Genomic DNA, 22384 nt, shown 5'->3' on the forward strand with positions numbered 1-22384 from the left:
TTCTTGTTTTAATGTTTTTGTATTCTTTTCAGATCTATCTCAAATTTCGAATGCCTGCTTCACCAGTGTTTCCTGCTCTTCCTTGTGAATTTTAGAAAACCCGGTGGCAGGTGAAGCGCCTATTCGTCTGGAAATCACATCGAAATCCATATCGATTCGCATATTTATAAAGCTCCAGGCTCCCATATTTTTAGGCTCTTCCTGGACCCACACTAACTTAGGATTATCATATTTCTTAAGAATGGCATCAATCTGTTTTTGTGGCCATGGATAAATCTGTTCTACCCTTACGATAGCAATATCTTTTGCTTTCTTTTTCTTCTGTTCTTCCAGAAGGTCGAAATACACTTTTCCGGAACAGAAAAGCACTTTTTTCACGTTCTTGTTGGTTACATAATCATCACCAATCACCTCCTGGAATCTGCCAGACGTAAAATCTTTCATTGGAGACACCACACCCTGATGTCTTAACAGTGACTTAGGAGAAAACACAACTGCCGGTTTTCTGAATTCCCAGGACACCTGTCTTCGCATCAAATGAAAAATGTTTGCAGAGGTGGTGAGATTCGCAATAATGATGTTCTCTCCTGCACACATCTGAAGAAAACGCTCCATTCGAGCACTTGAATGTTCAGGTCCCTGCCCCTCATAACCATGAGGAAGTAACATCACTAATCCGTTCATTCTTTGCCATTTGCTCTCGGCACTGATAATAAACTGATCAATCATGATCTGTGCACCATTCGCGAAATCGCCAAATTGAGCTTCCCAAATGACTAATGCATTAGGGGTAGCCATGGCATAACCGTATTCAAACCCAAGTACTCCGTACTCTGATAATAGTGAATTGTAGATTCTGAGCGGCTGCTGACCCTCCTGAACATGGTTCAATCCACAATAAGGCTCATTGGTGTTGGAATCAAAGAAGTAGGCATGTCGATGTGAGAACGTACCTCGCTTCACATCCTGACCGGACATCCTTACAATATTCCCATCAGCTAGCAACGACCCATACGCTAATAATTCAGCATCAGCCCATCCCAGCTCTTTTTTCTCGAAGAAATTTGTCTTTCGATCTTTTAATAGCTTTTCAATTTGTCGCAGCGGCTTAAACCCTTTCGGCACCTCCGTAATCGCCTTTGCAACCTTTTTTATTGCTTCCTCGGAAATAGATGTATCCGGTGATTTTTCAAAGTCTTTTGGGTCAGACCGCCTGAGGTGATCCCACTCTTCTTCTATTTTCTGCGGCTTATATGGAAGTGGTCGCTCTTTGATTTCGTTTAAGCGATTCTGCAATCTTTCCTTAAAATCTTTATCTAATTTCTTGACTTCTTTATCATCCAAATCACCTTGTTCGGTCAGGTATTTTACATAGACTTCTCTTGGATTTGGATGCTTTCCAATTGCATTATAAAGCTTTGGCTGAGTGAATTTTGGCTCATCACTTTCGTTATGACCATGCCTTCTGTAGCACAGCATATCAATGAAAATATCTTTCTTGAATTTCTGTCTGTATTCTACTGCAAGGTTGGCACAGAAATTAACTGCCTCAGCGTCATCACCATTAACGTGAAGAATTGGAGCATCTACAATTTTAGCAAGGTCTGTACAGTAAATACTTGATCGGGCGTCAGCGAAATCAGTCGTAAAACCTACCTGGTTATTGATCACAAAGTGGATCGTTCCTCCAGTCTTATACCCTTCAAGTAAAGACATCTGCACACACTCATAGACAATTCCCTGACCTGCTACTGCCGCGTCTCCATGAATAAGAACAGGAATCGCTTTTCCCATGTCACCTTTGTACTCATCATCAATCTGAGCACGAGCATATCCTAAAACAACAGGATCCACCGCCTCGAGGTGAGATGGATTAGGAGCCAACTTGACATACATCTTTTTGCCAGCGGTAGTTTCCATGTGCGAGGAGTAGCCCAGGTGATACTTCACATCACCGTCACCCATGGTCAGGTCCACCTCCTGGTTCCCTTCAAATTCGCTAAAAATCTCTTCGTAGGTCTTACCCATGATATTGGCAAGCACATTCAGCCTGCCTCGGTGAGCCATACCAATCACAATTTCAGCTGCATCTAACTCGGCAGCTTTATTAATCACTTTATCAAGCGCCGGAATCATGTTTTCACCACCTTCAAGTGAAAACCTCTTCTGACCTAAAAATTTGGTATGCAAAAAGTTCTCAAAGCCAACTGCCTCATTCAGCTTTGATAGGATTCGGTGCTTTTCCTCTCTCGATGGATTAATCTCAGCACCTCCTGTTTCGCACTTCGTTTTGAACCATTCCTGAATGTCAGAATCGCGAATGTGATTGTACTCAAAACCTATGTGTCCGGTATACACCTTTTTAAGTCGCTCAAGAATTTTTCTCAGAGAAGCTTTCCCAAGCCCAATCTCACCCCCCACCTCAAACTCGGTATCAAGATCACTGTCAGATAGACCAAAATCCGAAAGCTCCAAACGAGTTGAATGTTTACGTCGCTCGCGCACAGGATTGGTATCAGCTACCAGATGAGCATAGGCCCTGTGATTATAGATTAAGTTTCTAACAGCCGTCTCTTTAGGTGTAGCTAACTGCTCTGCCCCACCGGCTTCATATTTTTCCTGCCCAAACTCAAACCCCTCGAAAAACTTTCTCCAGGATTCATCAATACTTTCAGGATCTTCTTTATAGGATTTGAAAAGCTCATCCAAATAATTGCCGTGGGCGTTGGCGATGTAAGAATATTTATCCATATTCATTTTAGTTGTGAAACAAAGGTATATCCATTTGAGTTTCTTTAAAAACTGTAAAATCGTTTTAGCGAATACACATATGTAATTACACTGACTGTTAAGTCGTTAATATCTCACCAACCCTCATTTAGAAGGCTTGGAAAGGATAAAAGAAGTTGGAACGAAAGTTTATCCTAATAAAGTAGGAAAACGGTTTATTGCTTCTTTTCTGCACAATCTTCTCACTACGGAAAAAATAGACTACATTTGCGCTCCATTTTTAAAACTTTTGATGGACGAGTTCCATAAACAAAAAGAATTATGTCAGTAAAAATTAGACTAGCGCGTCGAGGACGCAAAAAACAAGCCCTATATGATGTAGTAGTGGCTGACAGCAGAGCACCACGAGATGGTCGCTTTATTGAAAAGATTGGTACTTACAACCCAAACACAGATCCGGCATCCATTAATCTGGATAATGATAAAGCGTTTGATTGGGTAATGAAGGGTGCGCAACCTACAGATACTGTTAGGGCAATGCTTTCATATCGTGGCATCATGATGAAAAAGCACCTTCAAATAGGTGTTAATAAAGGAGCTATCACACAGGAAGAGGCTGATAAGAAGTTGGATGCCTGGATGAAAGACAAAGAAGCTAAGATTCAAGGCAAAGTAGACAAGCTTGCAAAAGCTGCAGCAGACAAGAAGAAGGCTGCACTTGAGGCTGAGAAGAAGGTGAGCGAAGCTAGAGCTGAAGAGCTTAAGAAAAAAGCACAGGAAGCTGAGGCTACTTTGGTTGAGGAAATCAAAGAAGGTGGAGCTGAAAGTGATGAAGATGTAGCAGATGATGCTGCTGAAGTAGAAGAAGCTCAGGCTACTGAAACGAAAGAAGCTCCAGCTGAAGAGCCTAAAGCTGAGGCAAAAGAAGAAGAGTCTAAGGAAGAAGCCAAGGACGAGCCTAAAGCTGAGGCTAAAGAGGAAGCTCCTGCTGAAGAAGCTAAAGAAGACGACAAAAAAGAGGGTTAATCTGCCATGAAGCAGGCTGATTGCTACCAACTTGGGGAAGTAATCAAGACCCATGGTCTGAAAGGAGAAGTATCCATCCTTTTGGATGTTGACTTTCCTGATGAATATCAAAATTTGGAATCAGTATTTCTGGAAAAATCCGGAAATCTGGTTCCTTTTTTTATTGATACCATTCAAATAAATGGCAATAAAGCATTGATCCATTTTGAGGATATATCCTCGTTGGACGATGCAAAAACCCTGGTAAAGTCTAAACTATTTTTACCTCTTTCCTCTCTGCCGAAACTTAAGAATGGTCAGTATTACTTTCATGATCTTGTGGGATGTGATGTTTTTGAAGCAGAAGAGCACTTGGGTCAGGTTAAAGAGGTCATCGATCTCAACGGCAACCAATTACTGGCTGTCTATACAGGTGAGAAAGAAATCCTGATTCCATTAAAAGACGAAATACTTACCCTTGTTGACCTGGACAACAAAAAAGTGACTGTTGAACTACCAGACGGCCTTTTGGATGTCTACAATGATTAACTTCAAGTCATGCGGATAGATATTATTACTTGTTTACCAGATCTCTTCGAAGGGCCACTTACTCAAAGCATTGTAAAGCGATCCGTAAATAAAGGCCTTGTAGAACTGGAAATCCATAATCTACGGGATTATGCTACCGGAAAGCATCAGCATGTAGATGATTACGCTTTCGGTGGTGGGGCTGGAATGGTTTTAATGATTGAGCCTATTGACAAATGCATCTCCCAGCTAAAGAAGAAAAGAACGTATGATGAAGTTATTTATCTTACTCCCGATGGAGAGACCTACAATCAATCCATAGCCAATCAACTTTCTTTGAAAGAGAATTTCATCTTTCTCTGTGGTCATTATAAGGGTGTGGATCAACGAGTACGGGATCATTTAATCACCAAAGAGATAAGTATTGGAGACTATGTGCTATCCGGTGGAGAATTGGCAGCCATGGTTTTGGCCGACTCCCTCATAAGACTCGTCCCCGGTGTACTAAACGACGAAACTTCCGCGCTCTCTGACTCCTTTCAGGATAATCTGCTAGCACCTCCAGTCTATACACGTCCAGCAGATTACAAAGGATGGAAAGTGCCTGAGGTGCTGACTTCTGGTCATGAAGCCAAAATTGAAGCCTGGAGAAATGAGGAGGCGTTAAAAAGAACAGAAAATAGAAGGCCAGATCTACTTCATTGATCAGTTGTTCTTCACTAAAAAATACCCCTAAGTAGGTATTTTATATCACCCCACTAATACGTCTTTTTGGTGAAAAATCATATTATAGCCATGAAGACACTTTACAATTCAATTAAGATTCTAAGCCTTTTTATAGGCTTTTCAACTTTAATACTCATCACCAGCTGTGGTGGTGGAGATGACGATGCAGCACCCGCTGAAGTAGATCCATCAGATGCTGATGCTTTAACCGGGGTATTGGTTATTCCAGGGAGCCAGAATGTAGGCGGACAGCCACCTGCACCAAGTACCGATTCAGATGCACCTAATGTATTTGGTAATCAAACCTCAGCTACTGTTGTTTCAGACAATACATTGTACTTACCATTCAATTTTGAGTCCGTTCAGGGATATGGGGGGTGCTATGTTCAGGTAAACGGAGCAACCAGTTATTTTGATATTCCTGACGGTACATCAACTCAAGACGGCCTGCTAGTCGTTCCGGTTGGGATTCCAGCAAGCGTACAGGAGGGAGATTTCTGCCTGACTTATTGTATTTATGATAATAGTGGACGAGTTAGTAACCTGCTCACCACCTGTGTTACTGTGGGACCAATTCAAGAATGCCCGGCATTTACAAGTGGTAGTGACGGGCTAACCATTGCCACATATGACCTGGGTGATTCTCCTGGAACTGCTACAATAAGCTATGACATGTACTCGATTCAGGATCGTATTGATGTTTTCTATAACGATCAGTGGATTGGAGGTTCTGGCTCAAGTCTTGGTAGCTCATCTTTCCCGCCTGTTAGCAGCTGTGGAGATGGCCAAAATGGGTATGTAAGTGGTACAGGTACTATAGACGTTAACTACAACCCATCTACTTCAAGAACTGTCACTGTCTACATGAGTGGATGTATTGGCGGTGGAACTGCATGGGATCTTGGAGTTAGTTGCCCTCAATAAGAGAATAATTTTAACTTCTTAAAAGCCCTCCTTGGAGGGCTTTTTTATTTATAAATACCCCCAGATAGGTATTTCACATTATCATTATCGTCATGATCTTTATCAAAGAATAAAGTGAATCATCCGTTTGATTCCATATTTTTAAAGAAACCAATTAACTAACCTAAACTTAGAAAAATGAAAAAGACATTTATTTTGATCATCGGCATTTTAATAGGAGTTGTTGCTTGTTATTTTTATCTTAAACCAAGTGATGATAGCTCGAAAGAAAATTTCTTGGGCTTGACACCTCCAACCAAAGAACAAATCGCACTCGTTGATACTCTTGAGGCTCAATTAAGAAGAGACAGAAGAGTGTCAAGAGGTCTTGGTACAAGAATTTCTAAAATAGAAGCTGAAAGGCACATAAACGACTTCAAATCAATTAAGCTAGCCTTAAAACCTGCGATGCAATCACTTGATCTTTCAATGTCTACTTCTTATTCTTTTGGATTAGATGAGATAAAACAGCTAGTGAATGATATCGATTCATTAAATAGATATAGGACTTCAGCAGATAGTTTAACAGGAATCAGAATTCACCTTGGCAAAAGTTCACGGGAAATTAATCGTAAAACAGTTTTCTATGTTGATGCATTCATCACGCCAGTAGATAAAGAAGGAGACCACATTTTCAAAGACTCAAGGATCGTTTATCAGGATATTCCTGATCGTAATTTAAAATCTGAAGTGAGTGCTCAGAAAGACGGAACCGTTTCTCTTAACAATTCTAACCCTTGTCCAGACGTTTGTGAATCAGGTAGTTGATATTTTAAAGTACGGTTCTAATTTCTCTCCATTGATCCCACTTATTACAAGTATATTTTTGATGAGGGAATCCATGAATCGTACTTTTATCTTTGCTTTCCTTCTAATTCTTAACTCAGCATTATCCGATTGGATTTCTTTTTTATTTGCAAAGCTCTATGGAGTAAATTACTTTGTTATCAATACCTATTTTTTATTGGAAATAATTTTTCTCTTCTTTTTCTATAAAAGGGTAATAAAGAGCAAAATCCCGCAAATAATCTACTTAATTCTTCTCCTTTACTTCCTCCTTACAATTACAACCTTAAATTTCAACTTTTACCTAACCAGATATTTCTCTATTCATGCTCTCGCTAACATTCCTATATGTATCCTATTCCTTTATGAAATTTATCATAAGGAGCAAAATCTCCTAATTGAAAGGCTACCTGATTTCTGGTTTGTAATTGGATTATTGTTTTACTTCTCCGGTTCAATGTTTACAATAGTTTTGAGCCACGAAATTTTGAATGGTCCATTACCATGGTCATTCACTCACCTTGCTAATATTCTCAAAAACTTTTTATTCGCGATGGGTTTCATCGTTGCTCTAAAAAAATATAGATATGACAGGGGAGATTGATACCGAATATGTTCTTTTTTTTGGCTCTTTTGGTATGCTCTTTTTAGCCTTTTCGGTGGTTCTATTCATTTATCTCTACCAACGAAAGCTTATTAAGAAAAATCTGGAAAACCAACAGATTCAAAATTTACTCAGTGAACAAGAAGCCAAAACCACCTACGCCTTACTGGAAGGTCAGGATAAAGAACGTAAACGAATCGCAGCAGAGCTACATGATAATCTTGGCAGTATCCTGGTAACACTCAACATGTATGCAGACGCTCTACAAACGAAGAAGCCGGAAGAAATGAAGAGACTGGCGGAAAAAATCGGGGAAACAACCCGACTAGCCAACGAAGAAACCCGTAAAATTTCCCATAGCCTTGATTCAGGCATGCTCAACCATTTTGGTCTTGAAGCCGCAATCAAACAACTATCAGAAGCGGTCTCATCCATACGAAAACTCACATTCAACATATCCATCCAAATTGAAGAAAATCTGGGTCCAGAAATTTCACTTGAAATCTATCGCATGATCCAAGAAATGGTTAACAACACTTTAAAACACGCCAAAGCCACCAAAATCCACCTTGAACTAACCCAGATGGATAAATCACTCAACCTGATTTTTGAGGATAATGGCATAGGGTTCGATAGAAATGAAATCACCCGTGGAATGGGGCTAAAAAATATTGAAAACAGGGTGCAAAAGCTGAACGGGGACCTTACTATAGATTCCCGTATCAGTAAAGGCAGCACCTTTATTATTGAAATCTCAGAACTATGAAAAAGATAAAAATAGTGCTCGCAGACGATCACCAAATTGTTATTGATGGCCTCAAATTGGTCTTGAGTTCGAGAGAAGATTTCAACGTGATCGGAGAGGCTGCTAATGGATTGGAGGTACTGGACTTCTTAAAAAACAACAAAGCAGACGTGGTTGTGCTTGATATTAATATGCCTGAAATGGATGGGATCAAGTGTGCAAAAAGAATCAAAGCCACTTACCCTGAAGTGAAAGTCATTATCCTCACCATGTACGCCCAAAAGTCATTTGTTGAAGAAATTGTAAAAATTGGCATTGACGGATGCTTGCTCAAAAACAACACAGGAAAAGAATTGTCAGATGCAATCGCTCGCGTTCAAAGTGGAAAATCGTATTATGATCAAATCCAAAACTTCTCCAAAGAAGAATCAAAGCAAAACTACACCTTGAGTGACCGTGAAATTGAAATTATTCGAAAGCTTGGTGACGGTATGACCAGCTCACAAATTGCAAATGAGCTTTATATCTCTGAACACACCGTAAAAACCCACCGAAAAAACATCTTAAAAAAGCTAGATTTACACAGCAGCTCAGAGCTCATTCAATACGCACTCAATATTGGAATTATTTAACTGAATTCCTTTTTTTCCGATACTTATTTCTATATTTGCACTCCTTTTTCAAAACACTCAGCAAAGAGTACAGAAATGAGCACAGAATTATTGAAAGTAGTAGAGGAAGAGTACAAAGAGATTAAAGCTAAGTATCCTTCATTCGCACCAGGTGACACCATTAATGTTCACTATAAAATTAAAGAAGGAAACAAAGAGCGTGTGCAGCAGTTCCAGGGAACTGTAATGTCTATTAATAATCGAAACACAAACGGTGAAACCTTCACTGTAAGAAAGGTATCCGGTGATATTGCGGTGGAAAGGATCTTCCCTATCCTTACTCCTAATATTGAAAAAATAGAAGTGTTGAGAAAAGGAAGCGTGCGAAGAGCTAAACTTTACTACCTAAGAGGAAGAAAAGGAAAAGCTGCTCGAATCAAAGAGAAGCTTTCTTCAAAATAAAAAATTCAGTCCCGATCTTAGTATCGGGATTTTTTTTGCCCATTATCCGGTTAATTTAGCCTGATATGAAGCTGCAATTCTCCAAATATCAAGGCACGGGTAACGACTTTATCCTGATTGACGATAGAGATCAATCCTTCCCAACCAATACTGAGCTAATAAAAAAACTATGCGATCGAAGATTCGGGATAGGGGCTGATGGGTTGATTCTCATTCAAGATCACCCAGAACTGGACTATCGCATGGTCTACTTCAACTCTGATGGATCTCAAAGCCTTTGCGGTAATGGTTCTCGCTGCGGATTTGCGTTCTCACAAACATTAGGGATAGTGAACAATGCTGCCACGTTTGAAACCACAGACGGAATCCACAAAATCAAAGAAGAAAACGGAAATATTCATTTCCAGCTCTTTGATGTAAAAGAAATTAAAAAACTCAATGACCGTGAGTGGTATATTAACACCGGGTCACCTCATCATATCGTATTAAGTGAGGATTTAGAAGACCTTGATGTTGTCGGAGAAGGACGTAAAATCCGCAATCGTTCGGAATATTCCGGCCAAAATGGCACGAATGTCAACTTCGCACAGCTTTTGCAAGACAGGGTGAAAATCAGAACTTATGAAAGAGGAGTTGAAGATGAAACACTAAGTTGCGGGACCGGTGCAACTGCTGTAGGAATCATGGCTGGAAACCTTGGGTTTCCAAGTCCGGTTCAGATACAAACACAGGGAGGAACACTTAACGTTTCTTTCAAGAACGAGGATAGCATCTTCACTAACATCTGGCTTGCAGGACCGGCTGAAAAAGTGTTTGAAGGAAGTGTAACAATCTGACTACTCTTACACTAAACCATTATAACTTTAAGGCCTTTTAATAAAAGGCTAATTTGGAAACAAACGATCCTCGCAGGATCTACAAATAAAAATTTTCAATGCTAAACTCGATCACGAAGGGAATTGCCAAAATTTTTGGCACGAAAACAGAGAAGGACTTAAAAGAACTCAATCCTTACGTTGGACTTATCAACGCTGAATTTGAAAAGCTTAGAGATATCTCTGACGATGAGCTTAGAGGAAAAACCACAGAGCTTAAATCAATCATTAAGGATCGTCTGAAAGAAATAGATGATCAAATAGCCACGCTACATGATCAAGTGGATGAAGATAATTCTCTGGATGTACATCAAAAAGAAGAAATCTTCGCCCAAATTGATAAATTAGAAAGCGACCGTGATGAAGAGCTGGAGAAAGTGCTGATGGATATTCTTCCACTGGGCTTTGCTGTTGTAAAAGAGACTGCAAGAAGGTTTGCAGAAAATGAAAAAATAGTTGTAGCTGCCACCCAACATGATAAAGAAATAGCTGCCAAAAAAGACAATGTAGAAATTAGCGGAGAAACGGCCACCTGGAAAAACAGGTGGATGGCTGCCGGCAATGAGGTGGTATGGAATATGGTTCATTACGATGTTCAGCTGATTGGTGGCGTGGTACTTCATCAGGGTAAAATTGCTGAGATGCAGACTGGAGAAGGTAAAACGCTCGTAGCTACACTACCTGCATACCTCAATGCACTGGCAGAACGAGGCGTTCATATTGTTACGGTAAACGATTATCTGGCGCGAAGAGATGCTGAATGGAATGCGCCAATTTTCGAATTCCATGGGCTAAAAATCGATTGTATTGACAATCATCAACCTAACTCACCCGAGCGAAGGAATGCCTACCTCGCGGATATCACTTATGGCACCAACAACGAATTCGGTTTTGACTATCTGAGGGACAATATGTCCAGAAGTCCGGAGGAGCTGGTGCAGAAAAAACACCATTATGCAATGGTCGATGAGGTAGACTCGGTACTTATTGATGATGCAAGAACACCACTGATCATTTCCGGTCCTATTCCTAAGGGTGACGAGCATGAATTCTATGACCTAAAACCAAGAATTCAGCGACTGGTAGATGCTCAGCGAAAACTAGTGAGCGATTACCTGAATGAAGCAAAAAAATTAGTCAAAGAAGGAAAAGAGGCAGAAGCAGGCCTTCCCCTATTCAGAGCTTTCAGAGGTCTTCCAAAGAATAAACCACTCATTAAGTTTATGAGTGAAACAGGGATCAAACAAATCCTTCAGAAAACAGAGAATGTATATCTGGCTGACAATCAGAAAAGAATGCCTGAGGCGGATGAGCCACTCTATTTCACCATTGATGAGAAAATCAATAGCATAGACCTGACTGAAAAAGGAATCGACCTGATCACGGGAGAAGGAGAAGATGCGAATTTTTTCATACTACCGGATATCGGTGACGAGATCGCCAAGCTGGAAAAAGATGAAGAACTCTCTGAGAATGATAAGCTTCAGAAAAAAGAAGTCATCATTCGCGATTACAATGTGAAGGGTCAACGAATTCACTCCGTCAATCAATTATTGAAAGCATACTGCATGTATGAAAAAGATACGGAGTATGTGGTGATGGACGGAAAAGTGAAGATTGTAGATGAACAGACCGGTCGTATCATGGAAGGTCGTCGTTATTCGGACGGATTACACCAGGCTATTGAAGCGAAAGAAAATGTAAAGGTTGAGGACGCTACACAAACGTATGCTACCATCACCCTTCAAAACTATTTCCGAATGTATCATAAGCTCGCCGGTATGACAGGAACAGCCGAAACAGAGGCTGGTGAGTTTTGGGACATCTACAAGTTGGATGTGGTTGTGATTCCAACCAACAAGCCAATCGCGCGACATGATGAAAATGATAAGGTTTATAAAACCATTCGTGAAAAATTTAATGCTGTAGCAGAAGAGGTTGTGGAGCTAACCCAGGCAGGCAGGCCTGTGCTTGTGGGTACAACCTCAGTAGAAATTTCCGAGCTTTTGAGCAGGATGCTCAAAATGAGAAATATCAAACATCAGGTTTTGAACGCTAAACAACACGCCAGAGAGGCCGATGTAGTCGCTGAAGCCGGTAAGCCCGGGGCAGTAACCATTGCCACCAACATGGCAGGTCGTGGTACCGATATTAAACTAACTCCGGAAGTAAAAGAAGCAGGGGGTCTGGCCATCATAGGTACAGAAAGGCACGAATCCAGGCGAGTAGACCGACAACTTAGAGGTCGTTCCGGACGTCAGGGAGATCCGGGATCATCTCAGTTCTACGTTTCACTTGAGGATAATTTGATGCGACTCTTTATGTCGGATCGTGTGGCTAAAATCATGGACCGATTAGGTCTTCAGGAAGGTGAAGTTATCCAGCACTCAATGATTACCAAGTCAATTGAGCGTGCACAGCGAAAAGTGGAAGAAAACAACTTCGCTATTCGTAAAAACCTCCTCGAATATGACGATGTAATGAACAGTCAGCGTGAAGTGATTTATAAGCGAAGAAGAAATGCCCTTTATGGGGAGCGATTAGAGCTGGATATCCTCAATATGCTTCTTGAAACATGTGAAGACATTGTATTTAATGCGAAGGGTACAAACGACCTTGATAGCCTGAAATTGAATGCAATCTCAATCCTTGGCCTTGACTTCAACCTAACTCAGGAAGAGCTGGAAAAAGGGGATGAAAACACGCTGGTAAATAAATTATATGAAGAAGCGCTGAAGAGTTATCAACAAAAAAATCAGATCATAAAGGACAAAGCGCTTCCGATCTTAAAACAGCTTAATCTGACAAGAGGAGCTACACTGGAAAATGTGCTTGTTCCGTTTACTGATGGCAAAAAACAAATAGGCACATCTGTTAGCCTGAAGAAAGCTGTTGAAACAGAGGCACGAGAAGTAATCCTTGAAATGGAAAAAATGATCGCCTTGGCAACCATTGACCTTCTATGGAAAGAGCACTTAAGAGAAATGGATGATTTGCGCCAAAGTGTTCGAAATGCGCAATACGAGCAAAAAGATCCGCTTTTAATCTACAAGTTTGAAGGGTTTGAAATGTTCAAACGCTTTATTGGACGAGTAAATGAGGAGACAATTTCATTCCTGATGAAAGCGGAAATCCCGGTTGAACAAGCCGACGATGTTCAAGCAGCGCAAAAGCAGAAAACTGCTCGCAACTACAAAGAACAAAAAGAAGAAAGTCGTTCTGCCCTGGCAGGGCCACAAGGAGGAAACAGACCTCCTGTTCAGCAACAAACGCAACCAGTTCATTCGCAAAAAATCGCTAGCAGAAATCAGCGAGTGAATGTGCAATATGCTGATGGGTCAGTGAAGAAAGATGTAAAATACAAAACAGTGGAAGACGACATTAAAAACAATAAATGCGTACTTATCGACTGATCATATTACTTTTTTTGGTAGCCTGTAAGGCCTCCACACCTACTTCAACCAGTGTGTATTCAGAAGATCTGAGCATACACAGGCCGGTTATGATTGACGTAGAAAAAGACAGCACCGAAGTTGTGCAAGAGGTGAAATCCGAGCCCTATGTCCCACTAAGTGGTCATATAAAAACGGAACTAGATAGCATTAGCAGGGTGGCATATCAGCAAAACAAAGCCGGTAGGTACGTGGATGGTTACGTCATTCAGGTTTACTCCGGCAACAGTCGTCAGGATGCTAATGACGCGCGATACAAAATGAATGAAATCTTTCCCGAACTCGAACCAAAAGTTTCATACCATCAGCCCAATTTTAGGGTGAAGGCTGGAAAATTCACGAATAGACTCAAGGCCAACCGCATCCATCAACAAGTCAAGAAAGAGTTCCCGAGAGCTTTACTCATTCCAGAAAGGTTCCTTCAAACATATGAGTGACCTGATTCAGCAAATAAAGTCCCTCTCGGAATCTTATTTTGAAGAAATTCTTGAAATAAGGCGTCATATCCACGCCCATCCTGAGCTTTCATTTGAAGAGCACAATACGGCAAAATTTATTGAAGAAAAACTTCATTCTTTCGGCATAACTAACACACAACGAATCGCAAAAACAGGTGTTACTTTTTGTCTTGAAGGGAAAGAAAAGGGAAAGACCATCGCCTTGAGAGCCGATATTGATGCGCTTCCGATAACAGAGGCTAATGATGTTTCCTACAAATCGAAAAATGAGGGTGTCATGCATGCATGTGGGCACGATGTTCACACCTCCAATCTTTTGGGGGTGGCAAAAATCCTCTCTCAACTTACCGATCAATTTAGTGGAACGATCAAGTTTATATTTCAACCCGCTGAAGAAAAGTCTCCAGGTGGAGCTTCTATCTTAATCAAAGAAGGTATCCTGAAAAACCCAGCACCTGATAGTATTCTAGGCCAGCATGTAATGCCATTGATCCCTGAAGGAAAAGTAGGGTTCCGCCCTGGAAAATACATGGCGAGTGCCGATGAGGTTTACTTAACGGTGAAAGGAAAAGGTGGCCATGCGGCAATGCCTGAAAATTTCGTCGATCCGATTGCTATCGCGAGTCAAATCATCGTGGCACTTCAACAAATAGTGAGTCGGATGGCTAATCCCAAAACACCATCAGTTCTTTCTTTTGGAAAAATTGCAGGTGGAAACATCAATAATGTCATCCCGGATGAAGTAAAAGTTGACGGGACATTTCGCACATTTGATGAAGAGTGGCGGAAAGAAGCTCTTCAAAAAATTAAAGACATCTCCACCTCTATTGCCTCATCCATGGGCGGGTCTTGTGAGGTAGATATTGCTTCAGGTTATCCATTTCTGGTTAATGACGAAGCGTACACCATGAGAAATATAGAAGCAGCTAAAAATTACATGGGAGAAGAAAATGTCGTAGAGCTTGACCTATGGATGGCTGCTGAAGATTTCGCATTTTACTCCCATGAAGTCCCGGGATGTTTTTATCGATTAGGTACCCGAAATGATGAAAAAGGAATTACTTCGGGCGTCCATACACCAAACTTTAATATCGATGAGAGTGCACTCAAAACCGGAATGGGATTGATGGCCTTCTTAGCCATCAATGAGCTGAATAGCTAAAATTATAAGGCAATCTCTGTTTGGAATCTAAAGATCAGGTACTCCGTCGTTTGTCCGGGGAAACTTTGATAGCTAATATCACTCTGAAACTTTAAATCGTGACCCGAAATGTACCTCGAGACTCCTAAAGTATACTCTTTTTGATCTGCAAAGACAGTATTCGTATCATCAGCATCGATATTGGTGAATCTACCAGCGATCTCCCAATTTGACGGCATCAGGTAGCCCGCCTGGAAAACGAATCCGGTCCCTGTACCATATCTTCCTTCATTATTCCCTGCTGAACGCTTCACAAACTCAGACATGGCAGAAATTCCATTGTACTTAAACATCATGTCTGCTATAAAGGACCTTAAATCGGTAGGTAAATATGTATCATCCGTTTCGGAGACCGTCACAAAACCTCCAAGATTTCCTCTTGAACGAACTGCGTTCGTATTCAAATCACCGGTAATGCCAATAGACAATTTTGGTGAGGACTCTCTCTCCAAATCAGAACCAAAGTAATCTCCTTTTCCTTTAAAGCTTCCCATAGGAAGAAATTCGAGCCTTCCTGTAACTTCATAGCCTTCCGCAGGGTTTCTATCAATTACGTTTCTCCCCTGCCCCATGGAAATAGCCAAAATCTGCCGGAATTTATCATTAGCACTCTTATGGCGCAGCTGTATTCCTACATCCCTGTCAAGGTTGAAGCGGGCATTTACCAAACTTCGATCTACAAACTGCAAATCCTGAGACGATATTACACGTTCTCTGTTGCCGGGCAATTTGGTTTGACCATACCAGACGTACCAATTCTCTGCAAAATTCCATTTTATAACGGCATCCAAAACAATGTTAGCAGTATTACCCGACTCATTATTGTGGCCACTTCGTTGATCCCTGTTTGATACCGCCAACTCCAGCTTATACACAATTCGCGGGTCGATTGCCCACCCGTCAAACTTTAATCGGGTTCTCCTAACCATCAATGCATCTTCATAGATATCATCCTCCAGATTGTATCTGCCGTCATACAAGGTTTGAAATCGAAACCCAAATTTGAGAAAGAATGAAGAATCTTGTGCAGCGAACTGCAAGCGCTTACCCCAAGAACTTGTGGTCGTATCCTGAGCACTCACCGTTGTTGCAAGTAAAAACACCAGAAAAGTCCAATATTTAGAAAAATTCATAATTTTTTAATGGTTCTCTAAATTAAGCCGCAATGTTAGGGCTTTAGTATTACCCAATTATTTCCCCTATGTTAAATAGTTAACAATAGGTTAACATGGAGATAGGGACGATTTTGGGTACCGAAAACCTGAGACCAACCTCAGATTCAACATTCAGACTAAACAATTTCTTAACATATACGAAACATTGAGCGGATACCTTTGCAGAACTTAAAAAATCTGAAAGATGCAATACGGACTGTTCGAATTACTTAATCTCCTTGGTGCTCTTGGTTTTTTCATCTACGGGATGAAGGTGATGAGTGAAGGGATTCAGAAAGTGGCTGGAGCTAAAATGCGTAACATTCTTAGCTCCATGACATCCAATCGTTTTAAAGGAGTTTTCACAGGGTTCACCATTACCAGCTTAGTTCAGTCCTCATCCGCCACCACCGTTCTGGTGGTGAGTTTCGTGAATGCCGGCCTGCTCTCACTTACAGAGTCAATCGGGGTAATAATGGGTGCGAACATTGGAACCACGATCACTGCCTGGCTGATTTCAATTGTAGGGTTCAAAGTGAAAATAGCAAGCTATGCGCTACCCATCATCGCATTTGGATTTCCATTGATGTTCTTCAACAGGGAAAGGTTAAAGTTTTGGGGTGAAGTATTGGTAGGATTCGCCCTACTATTTATGGGATTGGCTCTATTAAAAGATTCCGTTCCGGACTTGAAATCCAATCCTCAGATTCTTGAATTCCTGGGTCAGTATACAGATTTGGGTTACCTATCAATCCTTCTTTTTGTTTTGATAGGAACAGGAATTACAGTTGTCGTTCAATCTTCAAGTGCAGCGATGGCGCTAACACTGGTAATGGCCAATAATGGCTGGATTCCTTTTGAACTAGCTGCTGCCATGGTTTTGGGAGAAAATATTGGTACAACCATCACGGCTAACCTTGCTGCTTTGGTGGGTAATGTTCACGCAAAGAGGGCAGCTCTGTCTCACTTCATCTTTAACATCTTTGGAGTTATCTGGATCCTTATTCTCATCAGACCGGCATTGAATTTGGTAGATTGGTATCTCGTCTCCAGCGGCTCTGCTTCTCCATTTGTTACAGCAACAAGCATCCCTGTTGCGCTTTCCATCTTCCATTCGGCATTCAATATATTAAACACGCTTTTCTTAATCTGGTTTGTGAATTTCATCGCCAATACGGTTACTAAATTCATTAAGTCTACAGGTGATGATGAGTTCCAGTTAGAATACATCAGTACCGGAATGATGAATACCGCAGAGCTTTCCATTGAAGAAGCCAGAAAGGAAACAGTGCGTATGGGTGAAATGACTCAGAAAATGTCGAAGCAATTTCAAAATCTAATTGTTGAAGAGAAGCCCAAAAAACAGAAAAAGCAACTTAAGAAGATCAGGGATTATGAGATAATGACTGACCGAATGGAGCATGAGATCTCTGAATATTTAATGAAAGTTACTTCGAGCGGTACTTTGAGTGACACAAGTACTATTAAAGTTACCAGCTTATTAAGTGCGGTAAATGATTTAGAGCGTATTGGAGATATATTTTTCCAAATGTCTCGTGATGTGGAGCGCATTCTCAAGAGTGATAAAAAGTTTAAGAGCAAGCAGATAAAGAATCTTCAGGAAATGATGGAGTTGATTGATGAGGCGCTCAAGATCATGGCTGAAAACCTAAACACGACGAACGGTGATAAGAGCTTAGAACCTGCAATGATCGTTGAGGAAAAAATTGATAGCCTGAGAAACTCTTTAAGAAAAGATCTAACGAAGGATATCAAGAAAGATAAATATGACCCTCAACGGGATGGATGGTACAAGGACCTTTTCCACTTATGTGAGAAAGTTGGCGACCATGCCATCAATGTTTCAGAAGCAATGACTGGTGAGAAAGAAAGGGTATTAAAAGAAGAGATGGAAGCCGAATGATGAGTGACGCATTCCTGTCATCCGACATGGAAAAGAATACTTACCAATCCATACTTACCCGGACACTCGTAATCATCGTGTCCGTTTTATTCTTTTTGCTCTCAATTGAGCTATTAGGATACTCTATTGCAAAAATCGCTGGGCCATTAACAGAGAGCATTTCGGTTGTTACAGCCAATCCTTTCATTGGATTATTTATTGGTTTACTTTCAACTGCCTTGCTGCAAAGTAGCTCTACTACCACCTCTATCGCCGTAGCTGCCGTAGCATCCGGGGCAATAAGCCTCCAAAATGCTATACCAATAGTCTTAGGAGCCAATGTTGGGACGACCATCACAAGCACAATCGTTTCCATGAGTTATATCTCAAAACAAAAAGAGTTTAGAAGAGCGGTAGCAGCTGGTACCTCACATGACTTCTTCAATATTCTTACAGTGCTTCTACTCTTCCCATTGGAGGTTAACTATCGGTTTCTGGAAAAAATAAGTGCTTCAATTTCTTCCGTCATGCATATTTCAGGCAACTCCAGCTTGGATAATTCAGGAAATTATGGATTCACTTCCATTTTTGAAACATGCTCTGAGTGGCTTGTGTCAGGTCTCGGACCCATCATTTCACTACTTATTGGAGCCGTCCTGATATTCACATGCATCAAGCTCATCTCCAAGTGGCTGTACAAAATCCTTATAGGTCGTACAAAAGACCGATTTGAGAAGGTTGTATTTAAAAATAAATACAGAGCCTTTAGCTGGGGGCTTATCATTACTTCCGTTGCACAGTCAAGCTCACTCACTACCTCTCTCATTGTACCGCTTGTGGCAACAGGAAAGGTGAAAATTAAAAAAGCATTTCAGTTTATTCTAGGTGCAAATATTGGCACAACCATTACTGCATTGATTGCAGCAATGTTCCAATCAGAAGCTGCAATCAGCCTGGCGCTTGTACACTTACTCTTCAATCTTATAGGTGTTTTGATATTTTTCTTAATTCCTTACCTCTCCCAAATTCCTGTTTATCTAGCCAAGAAAATGGGAAGAATAACAGTCAAAATCAGGCTGGTTGGGTTTGCTTATATATTCATTGCGTTTTTTCTGTTGCCTTTTACACTTATTTATTTCTCAAAGTCAACCGAAAAACAATCTGATCCTGTAGAAGTGACTTCTGAGGATTAGCTTTGTAGACAAACGAAGCTAATATGGCCTCATCAGCAAGAAAGGTGATCGATAATATCGTGGAATTCATTGAGGTGAAAACCGAGCAGATCAAGCTCAGGATCATTGCCAGGGTGGCTCGTATGCTTTCCGGGGTATTGGCTCTTTCCATGCTGGCCATTTTAACCTTCTTCTTTTTATTCTTTCTCAGCTTCGCATTCGCCGAAATGATTAATGCCGCTCTTGACCACACGTATTATGGTTACCTGATAATTGCCAGCGTTTATTTTCTGATTATTATTTTGGTGGTCATTCTTGTGAAAAGTAGAAAGCTGCAAAAATGGATTGAATTACTCATTGTTAAATTAGAAGAAGCCAAGTATGAGCAAGAAAGAGACAATTGAAAGTCGTGTTAAAGCTCTCGCCGAAAGAGAAGAAAAAATAAAAATGCAGCTGGATAGCAATTCTGATGAAATGAAAGAAAAAGCTATGCGAGTAGGGAAAATTGCTTTGATTGCGGGATTGGTTGGACTCGCTGGATACTGGATTTGGAATGCTTTTTTTCAGGAGGAAGAGGAGGAAGAGGAAAAACCCAAAAAGAAGAAAAAGAAAAGACACAAATACTCCAGCGGAAGTACATCCAGAATTACAGCACTACTACTTCCCTACCTAAATAGAGTACTTGACGGAATTTTGGAAGATGAGGGAATGAGTGAAAAAAAGAATACAGAAGAAAAAGGAGATTCAGAAAAAGAAGACTAAACGTTCATCAACGACTCTCTTCTTCTCATCTTGCCTGCAGGTATCCCAAACATCATTTTAAACCTTCTACAGAAGTAAGCAGTGTCTTTATAACCAACCTCTTTACCAATATCCCGGATGCTCTTCTTACTTGTACGCAAAAGATTGACGGCTGCCTCCATTCGCTGATATTCTATGTAGTCCTGAGGATTGATCCCTGTCAGCATTTTGAAATACTGTCCAACATAATCCTCTGAAACATTGGCCACATTAGCCAAGACCTTGTTAGAAAGGTCGTCAGATAAGTTTTCTTTTATAAATGTGAAGATATCTATGAGTCGTGGGTCTTTGAAGTAGGTACTGTTTGTTGCCAGCTTTTCTACAAAAAGACTATTGTTCAAAATATACCTGATCAGTTCAATAGTCATATTCTCGGTCAGTACCTTCACGATTCGGTCTCTGCCGGGCATATTCGCCTTTATTTCATCATTGATCTGCTTTATAAGCCCTGCCAGCTTATAGTTTTCCTGTATTTTAAAAGGTGGAATGTCTAACGATGAAAAGAAATTAACTGAGTCAAACGCTTTGGCATCAAAGGCAACATAACAATAGTGCTCATCACTAATGGAATGCTCACCAAATGATTTCAAAAACTGATCTTTATTGGTTAAAAAATCATCTTTTGAAAGTACTGTTGGGTCGCCCGATCCATAACTTATAGAAACTGGTCGTCCACCCGGAACAAAGATCACATCACCCTCGGAGGCTACCTCTTTCTCTTTACCAAACTTGATTTCGCCACCTGTCACGAGGATCAGATAGTTTTCAACCTCGTAGTTATTGTCGATAGTTACCGGCTTCAAAATATTAATATTTTTAGCCTTCACATACCTTATTTCCAGTGACTCGATAATCTTATTGTAGTCCTCCATTTATAAATAAAGCAGGTTAATCTATTAATAAATAGTAAAATAATAGGACGAATCTAATAATATTCGTCTTTAAAACCTAATAAACGAAGGGTGACAGGTTTTTCAGGTATTGAACTATTTCAATAAACCACGAGAAATTACGATTCGTTGTATTTCGGATGTTCCCTCATATATCTGCGTAATCTTGGCATCCCGCATCAATCTTTCAACATGGTATTCTTTCACGAATCCATATCCACCATGGATTTGCACAGCCTCAACCGTTTGCTTCATGGCCACTTCAGAAGCATACAATTTGGCCATAGCACTAGCTTGAGAAAAGTCTTCACCGGCATCTTTTATCTGCGCTGCTTTTAGGCAAAGAAGACGAGCTGCTTCAACCTGTGTAGCCATGTCAGCCAGTTTGAATTGAATAGCCTGGTGTTTAGATATCTCCACGCCAAAGGCTTTTCTTTCCTGTGAATATTTAAGTGCCAGCTCCATCGCTCCCGAAGCTATTCCTAAAGCTTGTGCGGCAATTCCAATTCGACCACCATTTAATACATTCATTGCGAATGTGAAGCCAAATCCATCATCACCAATCCTATTTGATTTTGGCACTTTTACATCCTGAAACATCAAAGAGTGTGTGTCACTTCCACGAATACCCAGTTTGTCCTCCTTTTTACCTACGGTAAATCCCTCCATGTCCTTCTCCACAATTAAGGCATTGATACCTTTATGCTTTTTCTCTGGATCAGTCTGAGCGATTACGATATAATACGATGCAGAATTACCATTTGTAATCCAGTTTTTTGTCCCGTTCAGTAAGTAATAATCCCCCTTATCCTCAGCTGTCGTTCGCTGAGATGTGGCATCTGATCCGGCTTCCGGCTCTGATAGACAAAAAGCTCCTATTTTCTGACCACTAGCCAATGGCTTCAAGTATTTCTCTTTTTGCTCCTCTGTTCCATATTTTTCAAGTCCCCAACAAACAAGGGAATTATTTACTGACATACAAACAGAGGTAGATGCGTCTACTTTAGAAATTTCTTCCATTGCAAGTACGTACGAAACAGTATCCATTCCACTACCACCATACTTTGGATCCACCATCATACCCATAAATCCCAATTCTCCAAGTTGCTTAATTTGCTCTGCAGGAAATTGCTGCTTCTCATCTCGTTCAATTACACCTGGCAAGAGTTCCTTTTGCGCAAAGTCTCTGGCTGCATCTCTAACTGCTAATTGCTCCTCAGTTAAGTTGAAATTCATCTGTCGTTGGATTATGGTTTAAATAGAATTGGCCGCAAATATATTCATTGTTATGCATGCAGACTATTAACCAACAAAAAAG

The 22384-nt window shown here is 40.7% G+C and carries 20 protein-coding genes; 16 read left to right on the plus strand and 4 right to left on the minus strand.

What is annotated here, in order from left to right:
- Positions 1 to 39: 39 nt before the first annotated feature.
- A complete protein-coding gene (locus ACOQON_RS14295) occupies positions 40 to 2751 on the minus strand; it encodes a 2-oxoglutarate dehydrogenase E1 component (protein WP_420576096.1) in 2712 nt (903 codons plus the stop codon).
- 300 nt (positions 2752 to 3051) lie between these two features.
- On the opposite strand from ACOQON_RS14295, the gene ACOQON_RS14300 reads away from it, so the two are divergent.
- The 12 genes from ACOQON_RS14300 (at position 3052) to ACOQON_RS14355 (ending at position 15107) form a co-directional block, all read left to right on the plus strand.
- The gene (locus tag ACOQON_RS14300; protein WP_420576097.1) at positions 3052 to 3756 is read left to right on the plus strand and encodes a 30S ribosomal protein S16; all 705 of its coding nucleotides are present in this window, start codon (positions 3052 to 3054) and stop codon (positions 3754 to 3756) included.
- A 6-nt stretch (positions 3757 to 3762) separates the two neighbouring features.
- Positions 3763 to 4284, plus strand: coding sequence for a ribosome maturation factor RimM (gene rimM / locus ACOQON_RS14305; protein WP_420576098.1), 522 nt, complete (start codon positions 3763 to 3765; stop codon positions 4282 to 4284).
- Between the two features lie 9 nt (positions 4285 to 4293).
- On the plus strand, positions 4294 to 4968 hold the full coding sequence (gene trmD, locus ACOQON_RS14310; RefSeq protein ID WP_420576099.1) for a tRNA (guanosine(37)-N1)-methyltransferase TrmD: 675 nt from the start codon (positions 4294 to 4296) through the stop codon (positions 4966 to 4968).
- 69 nt (positions 4969 to 5037) lie between these two features.
- The gene (locus tag ACOQON_RS14315) at positions 5038 to 5913 is read left to right on the plus strand and encodes a hypothetical protein (RefSeq protein WP_420576100.1); all 876 of its coding nucleotides are present in this window, start codon (positions 5038 to 5040) and stop codon (positions 5911 to 5913) included.
- Positions 5914 to 6090: 177 nt separating this feature from the next.
- Positions 6091 to 6720 carry a hypothetical protein gene (locus tag ACOQON_RS14320; RefSeq protein WP_420576101.1) on the plus strand — a complete coding sequence of 210 codons (630 nt, stop codon included), beginning with the start codon at positions 6091 to 6093 and terminating at the stop codon, positions 6718 to 6720.
- A gap of 605 nt (positions 6721 to 7325) precedes the next feature.
- Positions 7326 to 8108: a sensor histidine kinase gene (locus ACOQON_RS14325; RefSeq protein ID WP_420576102.1), complete on the plus strand. Its 783-nt coding sequence runs from the start codon at positions 7326 to 7328 to the stop codon at positions 8106 to 8108.
- Entirely contained in the window at positions 8105 to 8719 is a 615-nt protein-coding gene (locus ACOQON_RS14330) for a response regulator (RefSeq protein WP_420576103.1), read from the plus strand. Before ACOQON_RS14325 ends, ACOQON_RS14330 begins: the two co-directional genes overlap by 4 nt.
- Before the next feature lie 75 nt (positions 8720 to 8794).
- Positions 8795 to 9160 carry a 50S ribosomal protein L19 gene (gene rplS, locus ACOQON_RS14335; RefSeq protein WP_420576104.1) on the plus strand — a complete coding sequence of 122 codons (366 nt, stop codon included), beginning with the start codon at positions 8795 to 8797 and terminating at the stop codon, positions 9158 to 9160.
- Positions 9161 to 9225: 65 nt separating this feature from the next.
- Positions 9226 to 9996, plus strand: a complete 771-nt coding sequence (gene dapF / locus ACOQON_RS14340; protein ID WP_420576105.1) for a diaminopimelate epimerase — start codon at positions 9226 to 9228, stop codon at positions 9994 to 9996.
- 98 nt (positions 9997 to 10094) lie between these two features.
- Entirely contained in the window at positions 10095 to 13448 is a 3354-nt protein-coding gene (secA, locus tag ACOQON_RS14345; RefSeq protein WP_420576106.1) for a preprotein translocase subunit SecA, read from the plus strand.
- Positions 13430 to 13924, plus strand: a complete 495-nt coding sequence (locus ACOQON_RS14350) for an SPOR domain-containing protein (RefSeq protein ID WP_420576107.1) — start codon at positions 13430 to 13432, stop codon at positions 13922 to 13924. The genes secA and ACOQON_RS14350 overlap by 19 nt, the downstream gene beginning before the upstream one ends.
- Positions 13917 to 15107: a M20 metallopeptidase family protein gene (locus ACOQON_RS14355; RefSeq protein ID WP_420576108.1), complete on the plus strand. Its 1191-nt coding sequence runs from the start codon at positions 13917 to 13919 to the stop codon at positions 15105 to 15107. Before ACOQON_RS14350 ends, ACOQON_RS14355 begins: the two co-directional genes overlap by 8 nt.
- Before the next feature lie 2 nt (positions 15108 to 15109).
- On the opposite strand, the gene ACOQON_RS14360 is transcribed toward ACOQON_RS14355, so the two are convergent.
- Positions 15110 to 16279, minus strand: a complete 1170-nt coding sequence (locus tag ACOQON_RS14360) for a porin (RefSeq protein WP_420576109.1) — start codon at positions 16277 to 16279, stop codon at positions 15110 to 15112.
- A gap of 226 nt (positions 16280 to 16505) precedes the next feature.
- Between ACOQON_RS14360 and ACOQON_RS14365 the strand changes: the two genes are divergently transcribed.
- Genes ACOQON_RS14365 through ACOQON_RS14380 form a run of 4 tightly spaced genes read left to right on the plus strand, consistent with a single transcriptional unit; the run spans position 16506 to position 20137 of the window.
- Positions 16506 to 18224: a Na/Pi cotransporter family protein gene (locus tag ACOQON_RS14365; protein WP_420576110.1), complete on the plus strand. Its 1719-nt coding sequence runs from the start codon at positions 16506 to 16508 to the stop codon at positions 18222 to 18224.
- A gap of 26 nt (positions 18225 to 18250) precedes the next feature.
- Positions 18251 to 19396, plus strand: coding sequence for a Na/Pi symporter (locus ACOQON_RS14370; protein WP_420576111.1), 1146 nt, complete (start codon positions 18251 to 18253; stop codon positions 19394 to 19396).
- Positions 19397 to 19419: 23 nt separating this feature from the next.
- Positions 19420 to 19779, plus strand: coding sequence for a phage holin family protein (locus ACOQON_RS14375; RefSeq protein ID WP_420576112.1), 360 nt, complete (start codon positions 19420 to 19422; stop codon positions 19777 to 19779).
- The gene (locus ACOQON_RS14380) at positions 19757 to 20137 is read left to right on the plus strand and encodes a hypothetical protein (protein WP_420576113.1); all 381 of its coding nucleotides are present in this window, start codon (positions 19757 to 19759) and stop codon (positions 20135 to 20137) included. Before ACOQON_RS14375 ends, ACOQON_RS14380 begins: the two co-directional genes overlap by 23 nt.
- On the opposite strand, the gene ACOQON_RS14385 is transcribed toward ACOQON_RS14380, so the two are convergent.
- Together ACOQON_RS14385 and ACOQON_RS14390 are read right to left on the minus strand one after the other, a co-directional pair.
- Positions 20134 to 21048, minus strand: coding sequence for a helix-turn-helix domain-containing protein (locus ACOQON_RS14385; protein WP_420576114.1), 915 nt, complete (start codon positions 21046 to 21048; stop codon positions 20134 to 20136). The genes ACOQON_RS14380 and ACOQON_RS14385 overlap by 4 nt on opposite strands.
- A 114-nt stretch (positions 21049 to 21162) precedes the next feature.
- Complete coding sequence (locus tag ACOQON_RS14390; RefSeq protein ID WP_420576115.1) at positions 21163 to 22302, minus strand: acyl-CoA dehydrogenase; 1140 nt, start codon at positions 22300 to 22302, stop codon at positions 21163 to 21165.
- Between the last annotated feature and the right edge of the window lie 82 nt (positions 22303 to 22384).

The organism is Ekhidna sp., from assembly GCF_965221965.1.
Lineage (GTDB): Bacteria > Bacteroidota > Bacteroidia > Cytophagales > Cyclobacteriaceae > Ekhidna.

Bases quoted from the DNA above. Each gene is read 5' to 3' on its own strand.
- rimM (WP_420576098.1), top strand. From the start codon at position 3,763: ATGAAGCAGGCTGATTGCTACCAACTTGGGGAAGTAATCAAGACCCAT.
- ACOQON_RS14390 (WP_420576115.1), bottom strand. From the start codon at position 22,302: ATGAATTTCAACTTAACTGAGGAGCAATTAGCAGTTAGAGATGCAGCC.
- dapF (WP_420576105.1), top strand. From the start codon at position 9,226: ATGAAGCTGCAATTCTCCAAATATCAAGGCACGGGTAACGACTTTATC.
- ACOQON_RS14375 (WP_420576112.1), top strand. From the start codon at position 19,420: ATGGCCTCATCAGCAAGAAAGGTGATCGATAATATCGTGGAATTCATT.
- ACOQON_RS14370 (WP_420576111.1), top strand. From the start codon at position 18,251: ATGGAAAAGAATACTTACCAATCCATACTTACCCGGACACTCGTAATC.
- ACOQON_RS14350 (WP_420576107.1), top strand. From the start codon at position 13,430: ATGCGTACTTATCGACTGATCATATTACTTTTTTTGGTAGCCTGTAAG.
- ACOQON_RS14360 (WP_420576109.1), bottom strand. From the start codon at position 16,279: ATGAATTTTTCTAAATATTGGACTTTTCTGGTGTTTTTACTTGCAACA.
- ACOQON_RS14355 (WP_420576108.1), top strand. From the start codon at position 13,917: ATGAGTGACCTGATTCAGCAAATAAAGTCCCTCTCGGAATCTTATTTT.
- ACOQON_RS14330 (WP_420576103.1), top strand. From the start codon at position 8,105: ATGAAAAAGATAAAAATAGTGCTCGCAGACGATCACCAAATTGTTATT.
- ACOQON_RS14365 (WP_420576110.1), top strand. From the start codon at position 16,506: ATGCAATACGGACTGTTCGAATTACTTAATCTCCTTGGTGCTCTTGGT.
- trmD (WP_420576099.1), top strand. From the start codon at position 4,294: ATGCGGATAGATATTATTACTTGTTTACCAGATCTCTTCGAAGGGCCA.
- ACOQON_RS14380 (WP_420576113.1), top strand. From the start codon at position 19,757: ATGAGCAAGAAAGAGACAATTGAAAGTCGTGTTAAAGCTCTCGCCGAA.
- rplS (WP_420576104.1), top strand. From the start codon at position 8,795: ATGAGCACAGAATTATTGAAAGTAGTAGAGGAAGAGTACAAAGAGATT.
- ACOQON_RS14325 (WP_420576102.1), top strand. From the start codon at position 7,326: ATGACAGGGGAGATTGATACCGAATATGTTCTTTTTTTTGGCTCTTTT.
- ACOQON_RS14320 (WP_420576101.1), top strand. From the start codon at position 6,091: ATGAAAAAGACATTTATTTTGATCATCGGCATTTTAATAGGAGTTGTT.
- ACOQON_RS14295 (WP_420576096.1), bottom strand. From the start codon at position 2,751: ATGGATAAATATTCTTACATCGCCAACGCCCACGGCAATTATTTGGAT.
- ACOQON_RS14385 (WP_420576114.1), bottom strand. From the start codon at position 21,048: ATGGAGGACTACAATAAGATTATCGAGTCACTGGAAATAAGGTATGTG.
- ACOQON_RS14300 (WP_420576097.1), top strand. From the start codon at position 3,052: ATGTCAGTAAAAATTAGACTAGCGCGTCGAGGACGCAAAAAACAAGCC.
- secA (WP_420576106.1), top strand. From the start codon at position 10,095: ATGCTAAACTCGATCACGAAGGGAATTGCCAAAATTTTTGGCACGAAA.